Source organism: Marinobacter sp. KM021, assembly GCF_050707965.1.
Taxonomy (GTDB): Bacteria; Pseudomonadota; Gammaproteobacteria; order Pseudomonadales; family Oleiphilaceae; genus Marinobacter; species Marinobacter shengliensis.
Genome location: NZ_CP136129.1, coordinates 2,424,853 through 2,441,743, shown reverse-complemented (window position 1 = coordinate 2,441,743; position 16,891 = coordinate 2,424,853). Strand labels below are relative to the sequence as shown.

Sequence of the window (16,891 nt, the reverse complement as noted above, 5' to 3'; positions counted from 1 at the left end):
ATTGCATTGGCATAATATGCCAATCTGTGAAATTCCTGTCTAGGGGATGAGGTGACTCTGGTGGTTAAGTTACGAGAAAAAGCGGCTCGCTATGGTTTAGAAAATAGGATCGCCCGTGGCCTTGACCGCATAGAACAGGCAATCGCTCTTCGCAATCACCGGGTTGGTGGTGATCATGAAGGTCTTGATGGCCTGGGCGGGGTAGATTCGCCCATCCCTGATTTGCAGCACCTGTTCCATGTTCTCGGTGCGGTTGTGGCTGATGGCCGTGAGCACGTCCAGGCCTTTTTGCCCCACCCATCCGAGGGGCTCATCCGGCGACACAATCCCGAAATTGCGGCGTTCGATGTCGGGCGGAAACGTGAGATCCGCCTGCCCACTGGGCGTTAATCGGTACTCTATGGTCGCATCGGGTGCCAGCTCTACCCGAATCGGATTGCGCAGTACCGCAACGTTCCATTCGGCTTTTTCCAGCGAGAGCACGTCAGATTGTGAGGCATACCGAACCAGCCCTTCGTACGCCAGTTGGTGCGCGAGATCATCCTGAGCCCCGCCGCACTCGATGGTCACGGTGGGCACCTCCTGCTCGGAATATTCCATCAGTGCCCCCAGGCGAAGGTCCGTCATGATCAGCCGGTCGGTAAACAGCGACGCCAGCGCTTGGTGGGCAGCGTCGTTGGTGATGGTCACGGCGAAGGCAGGGCCGGTGCCAGAGGTGTTGTGCACGTCCAGCAGGCACTCGGGGTTGGCTGTCTGAAGCTCGGCCAGCATGGCCTGGGCAATGGCGCCTTCCTCTCCTTCAAACGGTTCTTTGAAGCACCGGTTCAGGTCACGTCCGCCTGGCACTTGGCGCAGTGACAATACCGGCGGGATTTTTGCGGGATGGATGCCGCCCAGAAGGAACAGCAGGTTGACCTCCGGGGTGTGCTGCTCCAGCAGCCATCGGTGAATCGCGAACAGCCCTGAGGGTTCGTTGCCGTGAAGCAGGGTTGCCATGGCCCGGGTTCTGGAAGGATCGCGGCCAGCAACGCGAACCACCGTGGGCCGTTGCAGCCGGTCCAGCCACTCCAGGGGCGAGCGGCCCAGGGTCTGGGGTGAGGGGTTGTTGAGGTAATCCAGGGTGTTCGAGCGGCTCATGGTGCCAAGGTCCATTCGTGCAGTGGTGTGTTTGTCTTCTGATGGCTCATGTATAGAGACAGCATACTCTTGAACGCCTCGTCGGTAGTCTGGGTCCTGTAAAAAGACTCCGTGATCTGGCGCTGCCATCGGGCGCCCGTCATCCTGGTTTGAATGCGGCCTTCGATCATCCCGAGCAGGCGCTGGATCTCCGCCTCGTCCACGGCGGTTCGTTGCAAGGCTTCCCGGGCGCGCGGCAGCAGGTCACGGGCAACGTTCAACAGGGGTGTATCCTGTAACTGTACCTGGTCTTTGTGGGGCCAGATGATGTCTGCACCGATGCCGTATTTGGCGGCACGATAGAAATTGTGTTCGGTGTAGTGAAAGGGAAGTATCGACGTCAGGTGACGGATATCCTCGAGTACCGCCAACGCCGCCCCGATGATGAACAGCCCGTTCGCGCACATATCCACGGCGGTTGGGCCGGCCGGCATGGATCGAATCTCGATGCGCAGGTGGCCGCCTTCTGTGTGATCAAAAATGGCCCGGTTCCACGGCCAGGTGGTGCCATGGTGCAGCCGCAGTTCGGCCAGTTCCGGTACCTCTCCCCGATCAATCACCGCCATCGGATCTTCTTCCGACATCAATGGCAGGATGGGGGGATACAAGGAGGCTGAGGCGGCAAACAGCTCCCAGGCGCTGCGTGCCCAGCCGTTGCCGTAATAAACCCTTGGCGGGTGTTTCCAGGTTCTGTGGTTGGGCGATCGGCTGTCGACGGACTGTTTGAACAGCGCGATGCGGGTTTCGTCCCAGAGGTGGTGGCCGAACAGGCTGGGCGAATTGCTGGCCAGAGCCAGCGCAATGGGCGTCACCAACTGCACGGCGTTGAAGTAGTCAGCAAAGCGGTGGGCAGGCACCCGCCAGTGCAATTGGAACGAGGTGGTCGCCCCTTCCATGGTGACGTCGTCCGCTTCCAGGTCGATGACGTCATTACCACCGATATGGATGCTGAATGGCTCGCCCCGTTGCTGGATCAAGGCGTTGGATAGCGCATGGTAGCGGGGTTCGTCTGTCATCACCTTCGCGCCCATATCGGACTGGCGCAACGTGGGTAGAATGCCGATGGGCACCAGTTCGCCATTCAATGGGGCGGCGTGCTGGTTGATTCGCCGCATGGCCTCGAGCAGTTCCTGCTCGGTTCTGGCAAAGGGGGCTCCCTTGAAGGCCTGGGGGCTGAGGTTGTATTCAAGGTTGAAGCGGTTGAGCTCAACCGTCAGTTGTGGATCCTGAACGCTGGCGGCTAGTTCCGTGTTGATCGGCTGAACACGCAGGTCCGGGTTTACGATGTAGAACTCGACCTCGGCACCAATGGAAGATTCCCCCTCACCAAAGCCGGGCCGGTTTAGAAGGCGGGTGAGTGCGGTAAGGTCCGTTCGCACCTTGGCCGCAAAACGGTCAAATTCTTCCGCCGTAAATTCCGATTGTTTTATCGACAGTCCCATAGCGGTTGTGTCTCTAGCACTGGCTTACTTTGATAGTAGCGGAAATGAGGGGTGCGCGAGTGACTGACCGAAGGAGAAAAGCGATATGAAGACGTCTTCCGGGGGCCTTAACCCCCTATCAACGATTGTCCTGGCTCAGGGTTAGAACGCCCGATTGCTGGGAGAAGTTCAGCTGCCCAAGCACGCTCATCCCCAACAACACCATGTCGGGATCCATGGCCGGGTTGATGGTGCCGGGTACATTGTAGAATGTCATATCGCCCAGGCGGAGTTCCTGAATGGTCGTGCTCCACACATTGACTGTACCAGCGGCGGTATGTGCACGGCCGGATTGGCCCTTTCTAAGGCCTGCTTTTTGGGCGAGGGATTCTGAGACGGCCACGGTTGTGGCACCGGTATCCAGGATGAAGGTGACACGCTGGTTGTTGATGGTGCCGTTTGCCAAATAATGGCCCTGGCGGTTGGCTTGCAGTTCAATCTCTGTGACGCTGCCGCGGGTGTGACTAACCAGCTGCTGGTTGGGGTTGTTTTGTTGGGAGTCCCAGCTGCCGAAAAAATGCGTGACAGCGGCGAGCAATACAACCCAGAACACTGCGAAGTACAGGAGGTATCGAATTTCGGGTTTGATGATGCCGGGTTTGCTCATCCTGTTCCTTGTTGTGGGGCATGGGCAGGTTGTTCCAATACTACCTTGGCCACGCGGTCGAGCGCCTGCATTGGTTCACCCATCATGCCGATGCTCTGTCATCTTCAACAGCTTCCAGCTTCACCCGAAATCCGCAGGCCTCGGCGTATTTGCTTAGTGTTCCCCAACTCGGATTGCTTCGGCCGCGTTCTAGTCTGGATATGTTGCTTTTGTTCGTTCCGAGTTTCTTCGCAACGTCCTCCTGGGTGAGGCCCGCTTTGGTTCTCATCGTAATCAGCTGATCGATCAGGCTGAATTCGTCTTGAAGTGAATCGTATTCCCGGCGTATCTCAGGATTTTCCAGTGCCTTTTGCTTAAACTGTTTGAAATTCATGATTTTTTGACCTCCTTCAATCGCTCGTTGGCGAGCTCCAGGTCTTTCTTCGGTATTTTGTGTGGGGCTCCCCAAGGTTCGCCCCATGTTTCTCCATCAATTCCATCAGCCGAATCATTCTGGCTTGAATTTTGGGCGGCATTTTGGCCAATTCTTCGTCTACTTTCCCGTAGAGTTCTATTTCCCAATCCATGGGGTCTCCTTTGTCTTTTTGTTATCATATATGATAACCGTCGTTTAGAGAAGTGGTTTGGAGGCGTGGAAAATTGAGTCAGGGTGGAGTGTACCCAGTGGCTGTCACTGCAGGCCCGATCAATAATCCTACATAATGAATCTAAACCATCCGTCAGTGCCGATGGCGTAGAGGGTCTCGGCTCGCCGTTTGATTTCCGGCCATTTGACCCGATTAATTCAATCATCTGATGAATCATAGGTCGACCTATCATGACTGACATCCGACATCTTGTGTGTCCCCATTGCCACAAAGTGAATCGCGTGCCGGCCGACAAGCTGTCCGCCGGTGGTAACTGCGGCGCGTGCAAACAGGCACTTTGGCCAGACCAGGTGCTGGATCTTACGGAGCAGACGTTTGCGGCACACACCGGGCGCAGCGATGTGCCGGTAGTGGTGGATTTCTGGGCCAGTTGGTGCGGGCCTTGTAAGGCGATGGCGCCTCAGTTCGAGCAGGCGGCGAAAGCCTGGCGGGGTAAAGTGCGCTTTGCAAAGCTGAACACCGAACAGTCACCGGGACCGGCCGGGCAGTTTGGTATTCGCAGCATACCCACCATGATCCTGTTCCAGAATGGCCGGGAAGTGGCCCGTCAGAGCGGTGCGATGAATCAGGCGCAGATCAGCCAGTGGCTGCAATCGAAGGGGATTCGGTAGACTTATGGTGTAATTGGCAGTCCTCGGGAGGCCTCAAGCCCTTTCAACGATTATCCTGGTTTAGGGGCAGGGCGTTTTATGCCTACACTCAAGTAGTCCCTTATTGATTCTGGAGACTACTATGGATTTCCACGCTTACCGCCAGGCTTTAGCCGACACCCTGGAAGGCAGCGAGCTACCCTTTCCGGCAGATGAATTAAGTCTCCGTTTGGCGCGTACCCGGGCTCTGATGACTGAAGCCGGACGTGATGCCCTGCTGTTGACCGATCCTGCCGATATTTTCTACCTGACCGGCTATCACACCTTTGAGGTCTCCGTGCATACCGCGTTGCTGGTCACGGCGGAACGTATCGTCCTGCAGGTACCGTCGATTGAGACCGGGCCGGCTGTTGTTACCGCAAGGGTGGACGAAATCATTGGTTACCGCTGGGAAGATATCAGTGAAGTCATCGAGCCTTTGCTGGCCTTGCTGTCACCCTGCCAGCGCATAGGCCTGGATGCGAATTCTGCTGGTTTGCGCTACGCCATCATTCAACCCCTGCTAAACCGTCTGGGCAAGGCACGCTTTCACCATGATGGCGGCGCATTGCTGGATAGTCAGCGTCTGGTCAAGAGCGAAGCCGAGCTGAACTGCCTGCGCGAGAGCGCACGCATCACCGCAATCGGGCTACGAGCTGCCGAAGCTATCATTGAGCCCGGCATCACCGACAATGAGGTGGCTGCCGAGGGTGCACGTGCCCTGCTCGCGGCGGGCAGCGAGTTCATGAGCCTGCAGCCGATCGTGACCTGCGGTCAGCGCAGCAGCGTGATACACGTCAATCATAAACGCACCGTTATTGAGGCAGGGGATCCGGTTTTCCTTGAATTTGGTTCAGCGTATCAGCGCTATACAGCGCCGATGATGCGCACCGCTGTAGCGGGCAGAGCCACGGCTGAGATGCACCAGATCGCGGAAGTGTGCCAAAGCCTCTATACCGCCCTGAAAGAAACTATGTGCCCGGGTAATACCTTTGATGATGCAGCACAGGCTGCCGAGGCGGCCCTGGCACCCTATGCGGATCGAGTATTTTTCTCTGGCGTATTTGGCTACTCAGTAGGAGCGCAGTTCCCTCCCAGCTGGGTTGAAGGCACCGGCTACATCGCCCGCGGTCTCACCCGCCGCTTTGAGGAAAACATGGTTTTCCACCTCCCCCTGTGTCTTCGCCTGCCTGGGGAGTGGGGGATTGGCCTCAGTGACACAGTACAGGTCACTGCCAAGGGTGGTGTAGCCATCACCGACAATGATTGGCAGGTCAATGAACGGGTTGACCTCATTAAATCTTAAACGTACCTGGACCCGACATGTTTAAACCCAGTTGTTACAGCTGCCGAAAAAAGTTTGAGCCATCTGCGTTGCGTGTTTCTTACTCGAAGAATTACTGTGAGAGCTGCGGCGTTGGGTTGTTTGGTGAGGATTACTTCAACTTCCCGCCAAAGCCTGCTCCAACTATCCGGAGGAACCTGCTGGTTCATGGTGCTGTGGTGCTTCTCGTAGGTGGTTTCTTTTTGTTTTGGATGTCCGTTGGTGGGCGTTGATAGTGCCGGCCTGAAAGTCTCTGTTTGAGGAGGTTGTCCGGTGATTCTATTTGGGGGGCTGATTCTTGCCGGGCTGGCACTGTCGGCCTGGCGGCTGCTGGACCACCGGGCGGACCTCAAAGCCATGCGTGAGCTGGTGGGCGCGCAGCCCGCACAGCCTCCGGTCTTTACCGCCGGGATGGTTGCCGATCTTCCCGAGCCGGCACGGCGCTATTTTCTGTATACCATTGAACCCGGTACGCCGCTTGCGACAGTCGCCCGCATGCGCATGGCGGGGCGCTTCGGCATGGGTGACAGGCGCAATCCCAATTATCTGGATTTTGAGGCAACCCAGGTGTTGGCCATGCCTTCTGGATTTGTCTGGAAGATGCGCGCGAGGCGCGGCCTGATGCGGCTGTCTGGCTCTGACAGCCAGCGGTGGACGCGGTTCTGGCTGATGGGGTTGCTCCCTGTTGCCCGCTTTGGCGGCGACCCGGATCACACCCGCTCGGCGTTTGGCCGCTATGTTGCCGAAGCCGTTTTCTGGACGCCTGCGGCGCTGCTGCCCGGCCCGGGTGTTACCTGGGAGAGCCTGGATAATGACAAGGCACGGGTCACGGTGGAGTATCGCGGCCTGTCACAGTCTGTGGATCTCAAAGTGTCGGCAGAGGGCCAGCCCGTTGAGGTCAGTTTTCAGCGGTGGAGTAACGCCAATCCCGAGAACAAGCACCGGTTACAGCCGTTTGGCGGGTATCTCTCTGAGTTCCGGTTGTTCGGCGGGTTTCGTTTGCCGACTCATGTGGAAGCTGGCAATCATTTCGAGACGGACCAGTATTTTCCGTTTTTTGTGGCGGATGTGAGCGTTGTTGAGTTTCCCGGTGCGTGATCTTCCGTAAGCTCCCCAGAAGCTAATTCCCGATGCAGCTTGATCCTTGAGCGACTAGGCTATTTAGTGGTGGCTAATGCGGCTGGAAGGCACGTGCCACAGGGTTTGCTATCGGGAACGCAGGAAAAGAGGGCAGGGCTCATGATCGGCGATCGCAGCGTAACTGTGTTTTATGACGAAGTGATGCTCGGGCACAACCCGGAGGTGGATCTGCCTTTTATGCCCAGCCGGGTGGAAAAGCGCGTGAGGTCGATTCTCCAGGGGCTCAATTTCAAGTGGAGTTATCCGGAACATCCGGGCCGCCTGTCTGCCATCAAAGCATACCTGGATGAGAATCCGATAAACGGTGTGCGGTTTGTTAGTGGGGCGGCCCCTGCCACTTACGAACAGTTGGCGCGAGTGCACACCACCTCGTAACCTAGACCATCTTTTTTCCATGGCGGGTAAGCGGGCCTGGCTGGACAAGGATACAACGGCGGTGTCGCCGGATAGCATCAGCGCTGCTACGGCGGCGTCTGGGAATGCCATCGCCGCTGTAACCAGTGTTGTGAAGGGGGAGTGTCAAAGTGCTTTTGCACTGGTGCGGCCGCCGGGCCACCATGCAGAGCCGGTGCGGGCTCGTGGCTTCTGCCTGCTGAACAATGTTGCGATTGCGGCAGCCCACGCCCAGGCCAAACTGGGCTGTGAACGGATTTTGATCATCGACTGGGATGCCCATCATGGTAATGGCACCCAGGATATCTTCTGGGCTGATCCGGATGTGCTTTTCTTCGATACCCATTGTGCGGCGCCGTTCTATCCTGGCTCTGGTCATCTTGAGGAGGTAGGCGAGGGGTTGGGTGAAGGCTATACCATCAACGTTCCGCTGCCGGAATCCGCGGGTGACGTTGCCTTTGAGAAGGTCTTTCGCGAGATCTTGATCCCGGCGGCTGATTACTTCGGGCCAGACCTTGTTCTGGTCTCTGCCGGGTTTGATCCCCACCGTAACGATATGGCGCTGAACCTGACCTACGACGGGTTCAGGGCGATCACCCGTATTGTTCAGGATATTGCCGACAAACATTGTGACGGTCGGCTGGCCATGGTTCTGGAAGGCGGCTACAACCTGACCTCGCTCTCCAAAGGCGTTCATGCGGTGCTGGAGACCTTGGCAGGCGGCGATGCTCCCGAAATACGGGAAGTGGGTGTAAGAGAGGCGGAGCAAGCGGCGGAGTTTCATCGCTCGGCCTTTGAGGATCTTGAAGAGTAGTTGTTGTGGAGGGCCCGCAGTGGCGCGCCGTTAACAGCCCGCCAGGGCTTGGGCTTGCCAGAGTCGGTTCAGGCATGGGCGAGTGCTCTTACGCAGCGGCTAAACACCTCCGCCGAGAAAAATCGGTGCTCGCCTGATTGCTGTGCCACGAACAGCTGTCCACCGGATTCGCGGATTCCCCCCTCAATCATCAGGTTATCACTCATCTCGAAATCCTCAATGGTATGGCCCAGTTCGTCCTGGAAGGTTGCACCTGCCCGTTGCTGATAAAGCCGGCTGTCGAGGGTGAACCCGAACGCGGGCTTGCCCTGGCCGATCATGTAACCCACCTCAAACACGGTACCCGGATCGGCGCTGATGCCGCGAAAGGGTGTGAGGTTGGCAATGATGGCGTCGCAGCTGTCCATCAGTTCTCGGTTGGCCCGGTATATCCGGTGGCCGCGCTCCGGTTTTGCCTCTTTGTCTGAAAATGTCAGCGCTGTGTCTAGCGGGTCGACGCCCTCGAATCCTGCGTCCCGGAGCAGGCGTTTTTTCTCGGCCATGATGGCCTCGTGTTGCTCTGTCGGGAAGAAGACTTCCGGGCCGGCTAGGTAGATGCGGTTTGGTTTTGGCATGTGAGTCTTGTCTGTCCATTCGGCGTTGACCATTAGAACCGAGCCGACCGATCGCTGTATGAGTTTGTTGGTAAGTTTAGTTCAAACCAGTCTTCTCGAGTCCCTTTGAATGTCATGCCTACAGGCGATTGCTCAACTTTGAACATTGCGATGAACGGGCCGTCTGGCAAACGATACCAGAAATCTCTGGGCACGCAGATTTGGAAATACATTCGGTCCAGTTGATCATTTTCAAGTTGATAGGTGCACGAGTGGCGACCACCGCCACGGTATTTTGTGACTTGGTATGCTACCGTTATTGTCTCACTACTCAGCATCGTCCAGATGCGCGGGATCGTGTAACCGAAGGATAAGTGGCACATCATCCAGAGCAACAAGGGGCAACCTATGAAGGTGAGGCATTTTTTGCCAAGGCCAAATGAATGCCATTGGGGATCCGGAGTGATCTTTCCCGTGTGAAGCAGGTACCCGGCCCAAAGCGATACCACGATGACGACAAATGCCGATAGGTATAGAGCAATCGTCGCGACCTCTGGATTGGGTAAGAAGTTTGTAGGGCCGAATATCTGAGGTACTGAGAGGATGACCATTGGCAGCAGAATGACGCACAGGACTTTTTGGTGCCGATTCATGCTGGATTTAAGGCCAGTTCTTTTCATACATAATCCCTTACAGTCAGGCCGCGTAGTCCTTACGCAAGCGGGGGGGTATCGTACCAAATGCTTGTGCGTAGCACAGCATACCTTTGGCAGAGAGAGCTAACCCCCCAAAACAAAAAATGCTCAAGGAGGAGCAAAGTGCTTATCAAATATTTCCTGGGCCACAAAAAGGCGCTCACCCTATGTGGCGGGTGTCTGGTGATTGCTCTGACGCTGTACCCGATGTTCTATCGCACCTGGGCTTTCGGTTCCGATGCCTGGGGGCTGACAGTCATAGCGCTTCTTGACCCCGAAGAAGTGCCCTGGAGCCCCTCGGATTTTAATAGCCTGGCGATCCGGCCTGCAGTGGCTTACTGGCTTCTCACCAATTTCGACTGGCCCTATGAACGCTGCGGTAAAGCGATGAAGGCGATGGGTGGCTGTTTGCAACCTTTGGTCAATTTCGTAGGCGCCTCGTTGGATAGGCACGATGCTGAGTCCATCATGACGCGCCGTGGCTATGCGTTACTTCGACACTTTGCCGCAAGGGGTGAGCCGTTGAACGGCTATCACAACGGGCTGGCACCAGTGCATGAGGCCGTCCTTTACGCCGATGTGGGTTATCTCCGCGCCCTTCTGGAGTTGGGGGCGGATCCAAGCCTGCCGATTGATAGTCCGGGGAAGGACTATCATGGCTTTAACGCTTTTGAGTTTGCGGTGTTTTTGGAATCCCGGAACCAGGAAATTTATCAGACTATCCGGGCAGAGCTTGATGCTCTATAGGCGGGCTCGATCGTCCTCAACCGCTTCCGTTGTTTTAGGTTTGTTTCGCGATGGCTAAACTTATACTTATCACTCGAATTTCTCATCCAGGAGTTGCGTTATGGGTCTGGCCATCGCACTGCATGTCCTATCTGCCGTAATCTGGGTTGGCGGTATGTTTTTCGCCTACATGGCTATGCGCCCGGCGGTAGTTGAGGTGATTGATGCCTCACAGCGAGGCGCGCTCTGGTGTGCCACCTTGTCACGATTTTTTAAATGGGTATGGGCGGCGGTGATTCTGTTGCTGGTCACCGGGTACTGGATGATTTTCAGTGTGTTCGGCGGCATGGCCGGTGCCGGCTGGCATATCCAAGTGATGCAGGCGCTGGGTATTGTGATGATCCTGATCTACGCCCACGTTTATTTTGCGCCCTTCCGGCGGCTGAAACAGGCAGTGGCCAATCAGAACCCCCAGGAAGGCGGGCGCCAGGTGGGGCAGATTCGAAAGCTGGTGGGCACTAATTTGATTCTTGGGTTGATTGTGGTTGCGATTGGAGCTGGTGGGCGGTATTTGTGAGCGGGCGGTTGCTTACGTCAGCAGTTAAGTCGGTCGCTAATCTGGTAGGCGGGCGTTACGCTAAACAATCTCTCTTTTGCTATGGTGAAGATATCAAGAAGCCAAAAAAGGAACTTTGTTATGTGGTTTCGCAGGACGATGTTACCGCTTTGCGTGTTCTTTATCGCCCCTTTGCCACCAGCCTCTGCTGAAGTTTATAAATGGGTAGATGATGCTGGCAACGTTCACTTCGGAGACCGCATTCCTGAACAACACAAGCAGTCAGGAGAGTCTGTCGACCTTTCAGTTCGCATACCTTCTGCTGAAGAACAGCGCCAGGCTGAAGCTCGTGCTGAGTCGTTGCAACGCGTAGCAGGAGAGTTGGGTGAGCAGCGACGGGAAAAAGAGCGCTTGGAGGAGTCAGAACAAGCACCGGCGCAGCAGAATGTGTCTACCCTGCCGGAGGAGGTGAAGCCGGGTCAGGGGCGCCTGACCCGTGAGCAGCGTATGGCCAATTATGAAGCGGAGATGCAGCGGTATAGGGAAAGTATGGCGTGTTTCGGCAAGTACCAGATCAAGGGCGGTGGTACCAGGGGGTATGCCTTTGAGGAATGCGAGTCCGTTAAGAAACCGCGCTATCCAGATGTTCGTTAGTTCTGACGCGCGCCCTGCTTAGTCCATGCAAGGTCGGTCAGCGTTTGGTACCAGGAGCCTGCTGCTGCAGCTGTGATTGCCGCTTTAAGACCTGTAGTAACCCCTTAATACCCGCCCCGACACCACCACTGCTAATGTTTCCTGACCTGGCAATACAAACACAAGGAGACAGCCATGAGCGGGAAGAAGATTCTGATGATTACCGGTGATTTCACCGAAGACTACGAAACCATGGTGCCGTTCCAGGCACTGCAGGCCGTTGGCCATACGGTTCATGCCGTCTGCCCGGACAAAAAGGCAGGCGATACGGTCGCCACAGCGATTCACGATTTCGAGGGTGACCAGACCTACACTGAAAAGCCCGGCCACCGGTTTGCCCTGAATGCGGATTTTGACGGACTGAATCCGGCAGATTACGACGCGCTGGTGGTGCCCGGCGGCCGCGCTCCGGAGTATCTGCGGCTCAATAAGGAGGTGCAGAGTCTGGTTCGCCATTTCTTTGAAGCCAACAAGCCGGTGGCGGCGATCTGCCACGGTGCTCAGTTGCTGGCCGCAGCAGGGGTTCTGGAGGGTCGCAAATGTTCGGCTTATCCGGCCTGCCAACCGGAAGTGGAGCTGGCGGGCGGTACCTTCGCCGCTATCGAGGTTGATCAGGCGGTCACTGATGCTAATCTGGTAACAGCGCCTGCGTGGCCTGCCCATCCGGCCTGGCTTGCGCAGTTTTTCAAGTTGCTGGACCAGTAACATAGCAGGGGCCAGTTCGCTGGCTCCTCAGCACCGTCAAGCGCCATCAACCACATTCGGGGAGGCCGTTATGTGCAAGCTCTTTATCAACGCCGATTCGGAGCTTTGGGTTAGCCGCACCCACTCCCTGCGAATTGACGGTATGGTCACCAGTGTGCGGATGGAAAACGCCTTTTGGCAGGTACTGTCGGAGCTGGCTGAGCGCGATGGTATGAATCTGCCGCAGATGATCACCCGGCTTTATCATGAGTCCATTGATGCGGGCCATGATCTGGGCAATTTCACATCCTTTCTCCGGGTCTGCGCGCTGCGCTACCTTGAGCTGCAATTGAGTGGTGACGTGCCGAGGGATACCCGGGTGCCAATCGCTTCGCTGGATGCAGACCGTATTCTTGCTGGTAAGCGCGGTAAATCGGCAACACCGAAAGTCGTGAGTAAGGCAAGCCACTAGGCGCGAGACAACCCAGGTTCCCATATTCGCGGATACAGTCTCTAATCCTCAGTCTGTCGGTTTTATACCGGTCGAATGCAATGGAATAAACACCAGCATCTCGTTGTTTGCCGGCATTGCGTAATCTTCCCGCAGTACCAACCCCACCGCCTTGGCCAGCGCAGACAAATCCTCGATATCGCGGATACCCATGTGTTGCGCCTGTGATCTTAGTGACCGGTCAAACGCCCGATTACTTTCACTGGTGAACTCACCCTGGTGCATGAACGGCCCATACAGGCAAAACGCGCCGTCATCAGGCAGGCTTGCACCGATGCCCTGGAACATTTGTTCCACTTCTGTCCAGGCCATGATGTGGGCGGTGTTGGCGGAGAACGCCCATCGGAAATCGAGTGCGGGCCATGGGGTGTTGGCCACGTCCAGCTTTCGCATGGGGAGAATGTTTGGCAGCGCAGCCTGTTCCAGCCGGGCAACTGCCAGGTGCGCGGCCGTGGGGTGGTCTGTTGGCTGCCACTTTATGTGGGGCAGGGCTGCTGCGAAATGCACGGCGTGCTGGCCGGTGCCGGTGCCTATTTCCAGCACGGTGCCCGGTGCGTTGAAGACCTCGCACAGTCTTGCCAGGATGGGGCCTTTGTTGTTTTCGCAGGCTTGGGAAAAGGGCAGGTGGGTGGTCATCAATTGGGCTCTCCTTTTCCCGGAACGGTATCATAAAACGGTGAGCTGGCCATGGGCCGGTATAATCGGAAGCTTTTACTTCCGGCTCCCGCCAGCACCAGCAAGGTGTTGGTGATTCCGTGTCATGCAGTTTCTTTTTTTGAAACTTTGTGCTAGAGTTTCAAAAAAAGAAACAAGGAATGTTCGTGCATATTATTTCGAGAAAGCCTTTCAATGACGCGGCCAAACAATTTCCTAATGATCGGGAGGCTCTGGTGAATACCTACATTACGCTGCGTAATGGAAGGTTTGAAACGCCGGAGCAGCTGCGCCAGGTGTTCCCCTCGTTGGACAACTTTAAATATCGGAACAAATGGTGGGTTATCGACATTGGCGGCAATAACTTGCGGCTGATTGCCTTCATTGAATTTCGTGATAACCGAATGTACGTGAAACACATTTGCGGCCACGCCGAATACGACCGGCTGACTGACAAATATCGTCGCAGTAGGGAGTAAGGCTCATGTTATCGACTGCTTTTGTAGAAATTAGGGAAGCCTTGGCTCGAGTGCCTTTCATCGCCCATATTGAGACTGAGGAAGATTATGATCGAGCGTTGGAGCTGATGGACGAGCTGGTGGACGACTATGACGCCAACAAGCTGTTGATTGAGGTTCTGGCTGTCAGCATTGAGCGCTGGGAAGATCAGGCCCCGGAGTTTTCTGACTTTAATGCCGCAGTTGATGAAACTGATAGGGGGATTGCGGTACTGAAAACTCTGATGGCCCAACACGGCCTTGGGGTTGCCGATCTGCCGGAGCTGGGTTCGAAGGGTAATGTGAGCAAAATTCTCAATGGCGCCGAGGGAAAAAAGCTTACCCGCAAACATATGGAAGCCCTTGGCAAACGTTTTGAAGTGCCTCCGGTTTTGTTCTTCTAGCACGACTCAGTACTTTGAAGCACCCTTCAAACTCCGCCTCTATCACGAGGAAGGCTCGGATTAGTCTGGCCCCACCGAGGTGGTCAGCACCGCGGTCACAATGAGGATCGCGAGGCCAAGCGTCATTTCTGCTGTGATAGATTGGCGCAGCCGCCGCGTATATCCCGGCCATGCCAGCCGGGGCACCAGGCAGAACTTGTTGATGGCGCCGAGCACCAGCAACAGCGATACCAGCGAGAGCTTGATCAGCAGCAGCCAGCCATAGGCGCTGTTGATCAGCCCCGACAGGGGCTGAACCAGCAGCAGAATCATGAGTACCCCACAGATCACCAGTGCGCCAACAAAAGCTACGGCCGTCTGGCCAAAGCGGTCCATGCTGGCCTGAAGTTGAGCGATCTGATGACTGTTACTGACCCGCCACAGAGGATAGAGTGCCCCTAGCCACAGGGAGACCCCCAATAGGTGAACGACCAGCAACGCAGTGCCACGGCTGTCGTTATGTAAATGTCCGGTTTGCGTAAAGGCAAACAGTAGGCTGGCGGCGCCTGCAATCACCAGCGTGTAGCCGAGGCGCCGGCCTCGCCAGACTGCCACCCATAGGCCTGCCAGGGTGAGCGTAAATCCCAGCAGGTGTGCCCGTGTGGTGTCTCCTACATTGGTTTCCCAGATAATGTTCGCGATGTCGGGGTCGAAGGCACCGGCGATGCCGCCTCCAAATGCGGCCCCTGTGTGCACCGGAAAACTGGCGGCAGTAGCTGACAGCCCCAGCACTCCTGCCGCAAGAATGTAGCTATGCATCGGCCGCTCTATGCCGTGAGGTTTAAGCAACCACAGGCAGAACAGGCCGCCAATCACCCCTGCGGTGCTGAGATAGATCAGCACCTTGGTGGCGATGGTTAGAAGGGTCCAGATGTCCATGGCGGTCAGTGGTGACCCTCATGTGCATCCTGGCCGGAGGCTGAGTCTTGGTGACTCTCATGGGCCTCAGCGCTCTCTCCCAGGTGGAAGCTGAAGCCGCCGGTCATGGTGTGGCCGTCGTCGGCCATGGCGCGCCATTCCACTTCGTAGTGCCCTTCTTGAAGTGTTGGCAGGTCAATCCGGTAATCGGTTTTGGATTCGCGGCTGGGCCGGAAATCCACTCGTACCCGCTCGCCGGCACCGTCGGTCAGGTTTACGCGCATCAGTCTTACGGTGTCGCCGAAACGGAGTTCCAGGTGTTCCGGGGACGTTTGCACATGCGCGTCGCTTGCGGGTGATGAATAAACCACATCCGTGTGGGCTTTGGCCAGGCTGGCGCTGGTGAGGGTGACAAACATCATTAGCAGGGGTAGAAGCAGGTGTTTAGTCATTGGTCTTTCTCCGGTGTTTGAAGCTATTTTGGTAAATCATTGGGAACACGATCGGCCTCGTGGGCAACGGTGCCCGCTGGGTGCTGATACCAGCCAGGGTCTCCGTCGAGTTGATCGCGAACTTTGATGACGGTAAACATCCCGCCCATTTCCATATTTCCGAACTGGCCTTTGCCCATCATCATGGCCAGGGTGTTTTCGGGGCCAGGCATATGGCCGGCATCGACATGAGTCTGGTGTTCACCCATGCCGTGTTCACCCATCGCCATATAGCCAGGCACCAGGGCCTGAATGCGCTGCTCGACCTCGTTCTGATTCACACCCAGGGTGTTGGGGATATCGTGCCCCATCGCGTTCATGGTGTGGTGGGCCATATGGCAGTGGAAGGCCCAGTCGCCGGGCTTGGCAATAAACTCGATGTCTCGGGCCTGGCCGACGCCGACAATTTCGGTGGCTTCGGTGCGCCATTGCGCCTGGGGCCAACGCCCGCCGTCGCCACCGGTGACCCAGAACTTGACGCCGTGAACGTGCATGGGGTGGTTCCACATGGATAGATTGCCCATGCGAATTCGCACTCGTTCACCCGTTTGTGCCACGAGTGAATCGATAAATGGAAAGACCTTGCTGTTCATGGTCCACAGATCAAAGTCTTGCATGATGGATGGGTCGGGTCGGTAGGTGCCCGGATGAATGGCCCAGTTATGCAGCATGATGGCGTAGTCCCGATCTACCGGGTTGGCTTCTGGCTCGCGGGGATGAATGATGAACATACCCATCATGCCCATGGCCATCTGCACCATTTCATCTGCATGAGGGTGGTACATGTGGGTGCCGTGTTGCACCAGCGGAAACTCATACACAAAGGTTTTGCCGGGCGGGATGGAGGGCTGGGTCAGCCCCGCCACGCCGTCCATGCCATTGGGTAGTATCAGGCCGTGCCAGTGCACGCTGGTGGGTTCTTTCAGGCGGTTGGTCACGTAGATTCTTACCCGGTCACCCTCTACCGCCTCAAGGGTGGGCCCCGGGGTACTGCCGTTGTAACCCCAGGCTTTGATGGTGGTGCCGTCGCCGAAGGCGTGTTCTATTTCTTCGGCGATCAGGTGGAACTCTTTGACGCCATCGCGCAGGCGATAGCCCAGGGTTCGGCCGTTGGGTGTGATCACCGGGCGATAGCCCTGATCAGTCTGGCCCGGGGCGGTGAGCGGTGTGTGGGTTGTTTCGTGGCGATTACCAGCGGCGAACGCTTGTGCTGGCAGGGCACCGGCGACCAGACCCGCAGCACTGCCCAGTATAAAATGACGACGATTAACCATGGTGG

General features: G+C 56.6%; 23 protein-coding genes. 12 read left to right on the top strand and 11 right to left on the bottom strand.

All coding sequences use genetic code 11. The features are described from left to right. Window positions 1-96 precede the first annotated feature (96 nt). The 5 genes from RVM24_RS11515 to RVM24_RS11495 all read right to left on the bottom strand — a co-directional run bounded on the left by RVM24_RS11515 (window position 97) and on the right by RVM24_RS11495 (window position 3,830). Window positions 97-1,137: a succinylglutamate desuccinylase gene (locus tag RVM24_RS11515; RefSeq protein WP_431474002.1), complete on the bottom strand. Its 1,041-nt coding sequence runs from the start codon at window positions 1,135-1,137 to the stop codon at window positions 97-99. Further along, window positions 1,134-2,618 carry a hypothetical protein gene (locus tag RVM24_RS11510; RefSeq protein ID WP_230715894.1) on the bottom strand — a complete coding sequence of 495 codons (1,485 nt, stop codon included), beginning with the start codon at window positions 2,616-2,618 and terminating at the stop codon, window positions 1,134-1,136. The genes RVM24_RS11515 and RVM24_RS11510 overlap by 4 nt, the downstream gene beginning before the upstream one ends. 118 nt (window positions 2,619-2,736) lie before the next feature. Next, window positions 2,737-3,264 (bottom strand): retropepsin-like aspartic protease family protein, encoded by a 528-nt coding sequence (locus RVM24_RS11505; protein ID WP_106694831.1) that lies wholly within the window; start codon window positions 3,262-3,264, stop codon window positions 2,737-2,739. Between the two features lie 82 nt (window positions 3,265-3,346). Further along, window positions 3,347-3,637: a helix-turn-helix domain-containing protein gene (locus tag RVM24_RS11500; RefSeq protein ID WP_058092290.1), complete on the bottom strand. Its 291-nt coding sequence runs from the start codon at window positions 3,635-3,637 to the stop codon at window positions 3,347-3,349. A 16-nt stretch (window positions 3,638-3,653) separates the two neighbouring features. Next, the gene (locus RVM24_RS11495) at window positions 3,654-3,830 is read right to left on the bottom strand and encodes a type II toxin-antitoxin system RelE/ParE family toxin (protein ID WP_374812509.1); all 177 of its coding nucleotides are present in this window, start codon (window positions 3,828-3,830) and stop codon (window positions 3,654-3,656) included. 251 nt (window positions 3,831-4,081) lie between these two features. On the opposite strand from RVM24_RS11495, the gene trxC reads away from it, so the two are divergent. From trxC to RVM24_RS11470, 5 genes are all read left to right on the top strand, one after another. After that, the gene (gene trxC / locus RVM24_RS11490) at window positions 4,082-4,522 is read left to right on the top strand and encodes a thioredoxin TrxC (RefSeq protein WP_286251386.1); all 441 of its coding nucleotides are present in this window, start codon (window positions 4,082-4,084) and stop codon (window positions 4,520-4,522) included. A 121-nt stretch (window positions 4,523-4,643) separates the two neighbouring features. Then, the gene (locus tag RVM24_RS11485; RefSeq protein ID WP_374812507.1) at window positions 4,644-5,846 is read left to right on the top strand and encodes a M24 family metallopeptidase; all 1,203 of its coding nucleotides are present in this window, start codon (window positions 4,644-4,646) and stop codon (window positions 5,844-5,846) included. 291 nt (window positions 5,847-6,137) lie between these two features. Next, the gene (locus RVM24_RS11480; RefSeq protein ID WP_374812505.1) at window positions 6,138-6,962 is read left to right on the top strand and encodes a DUF6544 family protein; all 825 of its coding nucleotides are present in this window, start codon (window positions 6,138-6,140) and stop codon (window positions 6,960-6,962) included. 141 nt (window positions 6,963-7,103) lie between these two features. Continuing rightward, window positions 7,104-7,379, top strand: coding sequence for a hypothetical protein (locus RVM24_RS11475; RefSeq protein WP_374812504.1), 276 nt, complete (start codon window positions 7,104-7,106; stop codon window positions 7,377-7,379). A 19-nt stretch (window positions 7,380-7,398) separates the two neighbouring features. After that, window positions 7,399-8,211 (top strand): histone deacetylase family protein, encoded by an 813-nt coding sequence (locus RVM24_RS11470; protein WP_374812502.1) that lies wholly within the window; start codon window positions 7,399-7,401, stop codon window positions 8,209-8,211. Window positions 8,212-8,279: 68 nt separating this feature from the next. Here RVM24_RS11470 and RVM24_RS11465 read toward each other — a convergent pair whose 3' ends face one another. Together RVM24_RS11465 and RVM24_RS11460 are read right to left on the bottom strand one after the other, a co-directional pair. After that, on the bottom strand, window positions 8,280-8,825 hold the full coding sequence (locus RVM24_RS11465) for a nucleoside 2-deoxyribosyltransferase (protein ID WP_374812500.1): 546 nt from the start codon (window positions 8,823-8,825) through the stop codon (window positions 8,280-8,282). Between the two features lie 32 nt (window positions 8,826-8,857). After that, window positions 8,858-9,484: a hypothetical protein gene (locus RVM24_RS11460; RefSeq protein ID WP_374812498.1), complete on the bottom strand. Its 627-nt coding sequence runs from the start codon at window positions 9,482-9,484 to the stop codon at window positions 8,858-8,860. Window positions 9,485-9,622: 138 nt separating this feature from the next. Here RVM24_RS11460 and RVM24_RS11455 point away from each other — a divergent pair, with 138 nt between their 5' ends. From RVM24_RS11455 to RVM24_RS11435, 5 genes are all read left to right on the top strand, one after another. Beyond that, the gene (locus RVM24_RS11455) at window positions 9,623-10,246 is read left to right on the top strand and encodes an ankyrin repeat domain-containing protein (protein WP_374812496.1); all 624 of its coding nucleotides are present in this window, start codon (window positions 9,623-9,625) and stop codon (window positions 10,244-10,246) included. A gap of 100 nt (window positions 10,247-10,346) precedes the next feature. Beyond that, entirely contained in the window at window positions 10,347-10,802 is a 456-nt protein-coding gene (locus tag RVM24_RS11450) for a CopD family protein (RefSeq protein ID WP_152438841.1), read from the top strand. 120 nt (window positions 10,803-10,922) lie between these two features. Further along, complete coding sequence (locus RVM24_RS11445) at window positions 10,923-11,435, top strand: DUF4124 domain-containing protein (RefSeq protein WP_319634203.1); 513 nt, start codon at window positions 10,923-10,925, stop codon at window positions 11,433-11,435. A 174-nt stretch (window positions 11,436-11,609) separates the two neighbouring features. Further along, window positions 11,610-12,179: a DJ-1/PfpI family protein gene (locus RVM24_RS11440; protein WP_374812493.1), complete on the top strand. Its 570-nt coding sequence runs from the start codon at window positions 11,610-11,612 to the stop codon at window positions 12,177-12,179. Window positions 12,180-12,249: 70 nt separating this feature from the next. Further along, window positions 12,250-12,630 (top strand): ribbon-helix-helix domain-containing protein, encoded by a 381-nt coding sequence (locus tag RVM24_RS11435; RefSeq protein ID WP_058092303.1) that lies wholly within the window; start codon window positions 12,250-12,252, stop codon window positions 12,628-12,630. A gap of 48 nt (window positions 12,631-12,678) precedes the next feature. Here the strand turns inward: RVM24_RS11435 and RVM24_RS11430 are convergent, their stop codons facing one another. Continuing rightward, on the bottom strand, window positions 12,679-13,305 hold the full coding sequence (locus RVM24_RS11430; protein WP_374812492.1) for a DUF938 domain-containing protein: 627 nt from the start codon (window positions 13,303-13,305) through the stop codon (window positions 12,679-12,681). 254 nt (window positions 13,306-13,559) lie between these two features. Between RVM24_RS11430 and RVM24_RS11425 the strand changes: the two genes are divergently transcribed. Further along, the gene (locus RVM24_RS11425) at window positions 13,560-13,802 is read left to right on the top strand and encodes a type II toxin-antitoxin system HigB family toxin (RefSeq protein ID WP_374812490.1); all 243 of its coding nucleotides are present in this window, start codon (window positions 13,560-13,562) and stop codon (window positions 13,800-13,802) included. Between the two features lie 5 nt (window positions 13,803-13,807). Further along, the gene (locus RVM24_RS11420; RefSeq protein ID WP_319634396.1) at window positions 13,808-14,224 is read left to right on the top strand and encodes a helix-turn-helix domain-containing protein; all 417 of its coding nucleotides are present in this window, start codon (window positions 13,808-13,810) and stop codon (window positions 14,222-14,224) included. A gap of 60 nt (window positions 14,225-14,284) precedes the next feature. Here the strand turns inward: RVM24_RS11420 and RVM24_RS11415 are convergent, their stop codons facing one another. The 3 genes from RVM24_RS11415 to RVM24_RS11405 are packed head-to-tail and all read right to left on the bottom strand — an operon-like array spanning window position 14,285 to window position 16,886. After that, on the bottom strand, window positions 14,285-15,142 hold the full coding sequence (locus tag RVM24_RS11415) for a copper resistance D family protein (protein WP_374812487.1): 858 nt from the start codon (window positions 15,140-15,142) through the stop codon (window positions 14,285-14,287). Window positions 15,143-15,147: 5 nt separating this feature from the next. Further along, window positions 15,148-15,573 carry a copper resistance CopC family protein gene (locus RVM24_RS11410; protein WP_374812485.1) on the bottom strand — a complete coding sequence of 142 codons (426 nt, stop codon included), beginning with the start codon at window positions 15,571-15,573 and terminating at the stop codon, window positions 15,148-15,150. 23 nt (window positions 15,574-15,596) lie between these two features. Beyond that, entirely contained in the window at window positions 15,597-16,886 is a 1,290-nt protein-coding gene (locus RVM24_RS11405; RefSeq protein WP_374812483.1) for a multicopper oxidase family protein, read from the bottom strand. Window positions 16,887-16,891 lie beyond the last annotated feature (5 nt).

Excerpts from the sequence above, each read along its gene's own strand:
- RVM24_RS11515 (WP_431474002.1), bottom strand. The coding sequence starts at position 1,137 with ATGAGCCGCTCGAACACCCTGGATTACCTCAACAACCCCTCACCCCAG.
- RVM24_RS11510 (WP_230715894.1), bottom strand. The coding sequence starts at position 2,618 with ATGGGACTGTCGATAAAACAATCGGAATTTACGGCGGAAGAATTTGAC.
- RVM24_RS11505 (WP_106694831.1), bottom strand. The coding sequence starts at position 3,264 with ATGAGCAAACCCGGCATCATCAAACCCGAAATTCGATACCTCCTGTAC.
- RVM24_RS11500 (WP_058092290.1), bottom strand. The coding sequence starts at position 3,637 with ATGAATTTCAAACAGTTTAAGCAAAAGGCACTGGAAAATCCTGAGATA.
- RVM24_RS11495 (WP_374812509.1), bottom strand. The coding sequence starts at position 3,830 with ATGGATTGGGAAATAGAACTCTACGGGAAAGTAGACGAAGAATTGGCC.
- trxC (WP_286251386.1), top strand. The coding sequence starts at position 4,082 with ATGACTGACATCCGACATCTTGTGTGTCCCCATTGCCACAAAGTGAAT.
- RVM24_RS11485 (WP_374812507.1), top strand. The coding sequence starts at position 4,644 with ATGGATTTCCACGCTTACCGCCAGGCTTTAGCCGACACCCTGGAAGGC.
- RVM24_RS11475 (WP_374812504.1), top strand. The coding sequence starts at position 7,104 with ATGATCGGCGATCGCAGCGTAACTGTGTTTTATGACGAAGTGATGCTC.
- RVM24_RS11470 (WP_374812502.1), top strand. The coding sequence starts at position 7,399 with ATGGCGGGTAAGCGGGCCTGGCTGGACAAGGATACAACGGCGGTGTCG.
- RVM24_RS11465 (WP_374812500.1), bottom strand. The coding sequence starts at position 8,825 with ATGCCAAAACCAAACCGCATCTACCTAGCCGGCCCGGAAGTCTTCTTC.
- RVM24_RS11460 (WP_374812498.1), bottom strand. The coding sequence starts at position 9,484 with ATGAAAAGAACTGGCCTTAAATCCAGCATGAATCGGCACCAAAAAGTC.
- RVM24_RS11450 (WP_152438841.1), top strand. The coding sequence starts at position 10,347 with ATGGGTCTGGCCATCGCACTGCATGTCCTATCTGCCGTAATCTGGGTT.
- RVM24_RS11445 (WP_319634203.1), top strand. The coding sequence starts at position 10,923 with ATGTGGTTTCGCAGGACGATGTTACCGCTTTGCGTGTTCTTTATCGCC.
- RVM24_RS11440 (WP_374812493.1), top strand. The coding sequence starts at position 11,610 with ATGAGCGGGAAGAAGATTCTGATGATTACCGGTGATTTCACCGAAGAC.
- RVM24_RS11435 (WP_058092303.1), top strand. The coding sequence starts at position 12,250 with ATGTGCAAGCTCTTTATCAACGCCGATTCGGAGCTTTGGGTTAGCCGC.
- RVM24_RS11430 (WP_374812492.1), bottom strand. The coding sequence starts at position 13,305 with ATGACCACCCACCTGCCCTTTTCCCAAGCCTGCGAAAACAACAAAGGC.
- RVM24_RS11420 (WP_319634396.1), top strand. The coding sequence starts at position 13,808 with ATGTTATCGACTGCTTTTGTAGAAATTAGGGAAGCCTTGGCTCGAGTG.
- RVM24_RS11415 (WP_374812487.1), bottom strand. The coding sequence starts at position 15,142 with ATGGACATCTGGACCCTTCTAACCATCGCCACCAAGGTGCTGATCTAT.
- RVM24_RS11410 (WP_374812485.1), bottom strand. The coding sequence starts at position 15,573 with ATGACTAAACACCTGCTTCTACCCCTGCTAATGATGTTTGTCACCCTC.
- RVM24_RS11405 (WP_374812483.1), bottom strand. The coding sequence starts at position 16,886 with ATGGTTAATCGTCGTCATTTTATACTGGGCAGTGCTGCGGGTCTGGTC.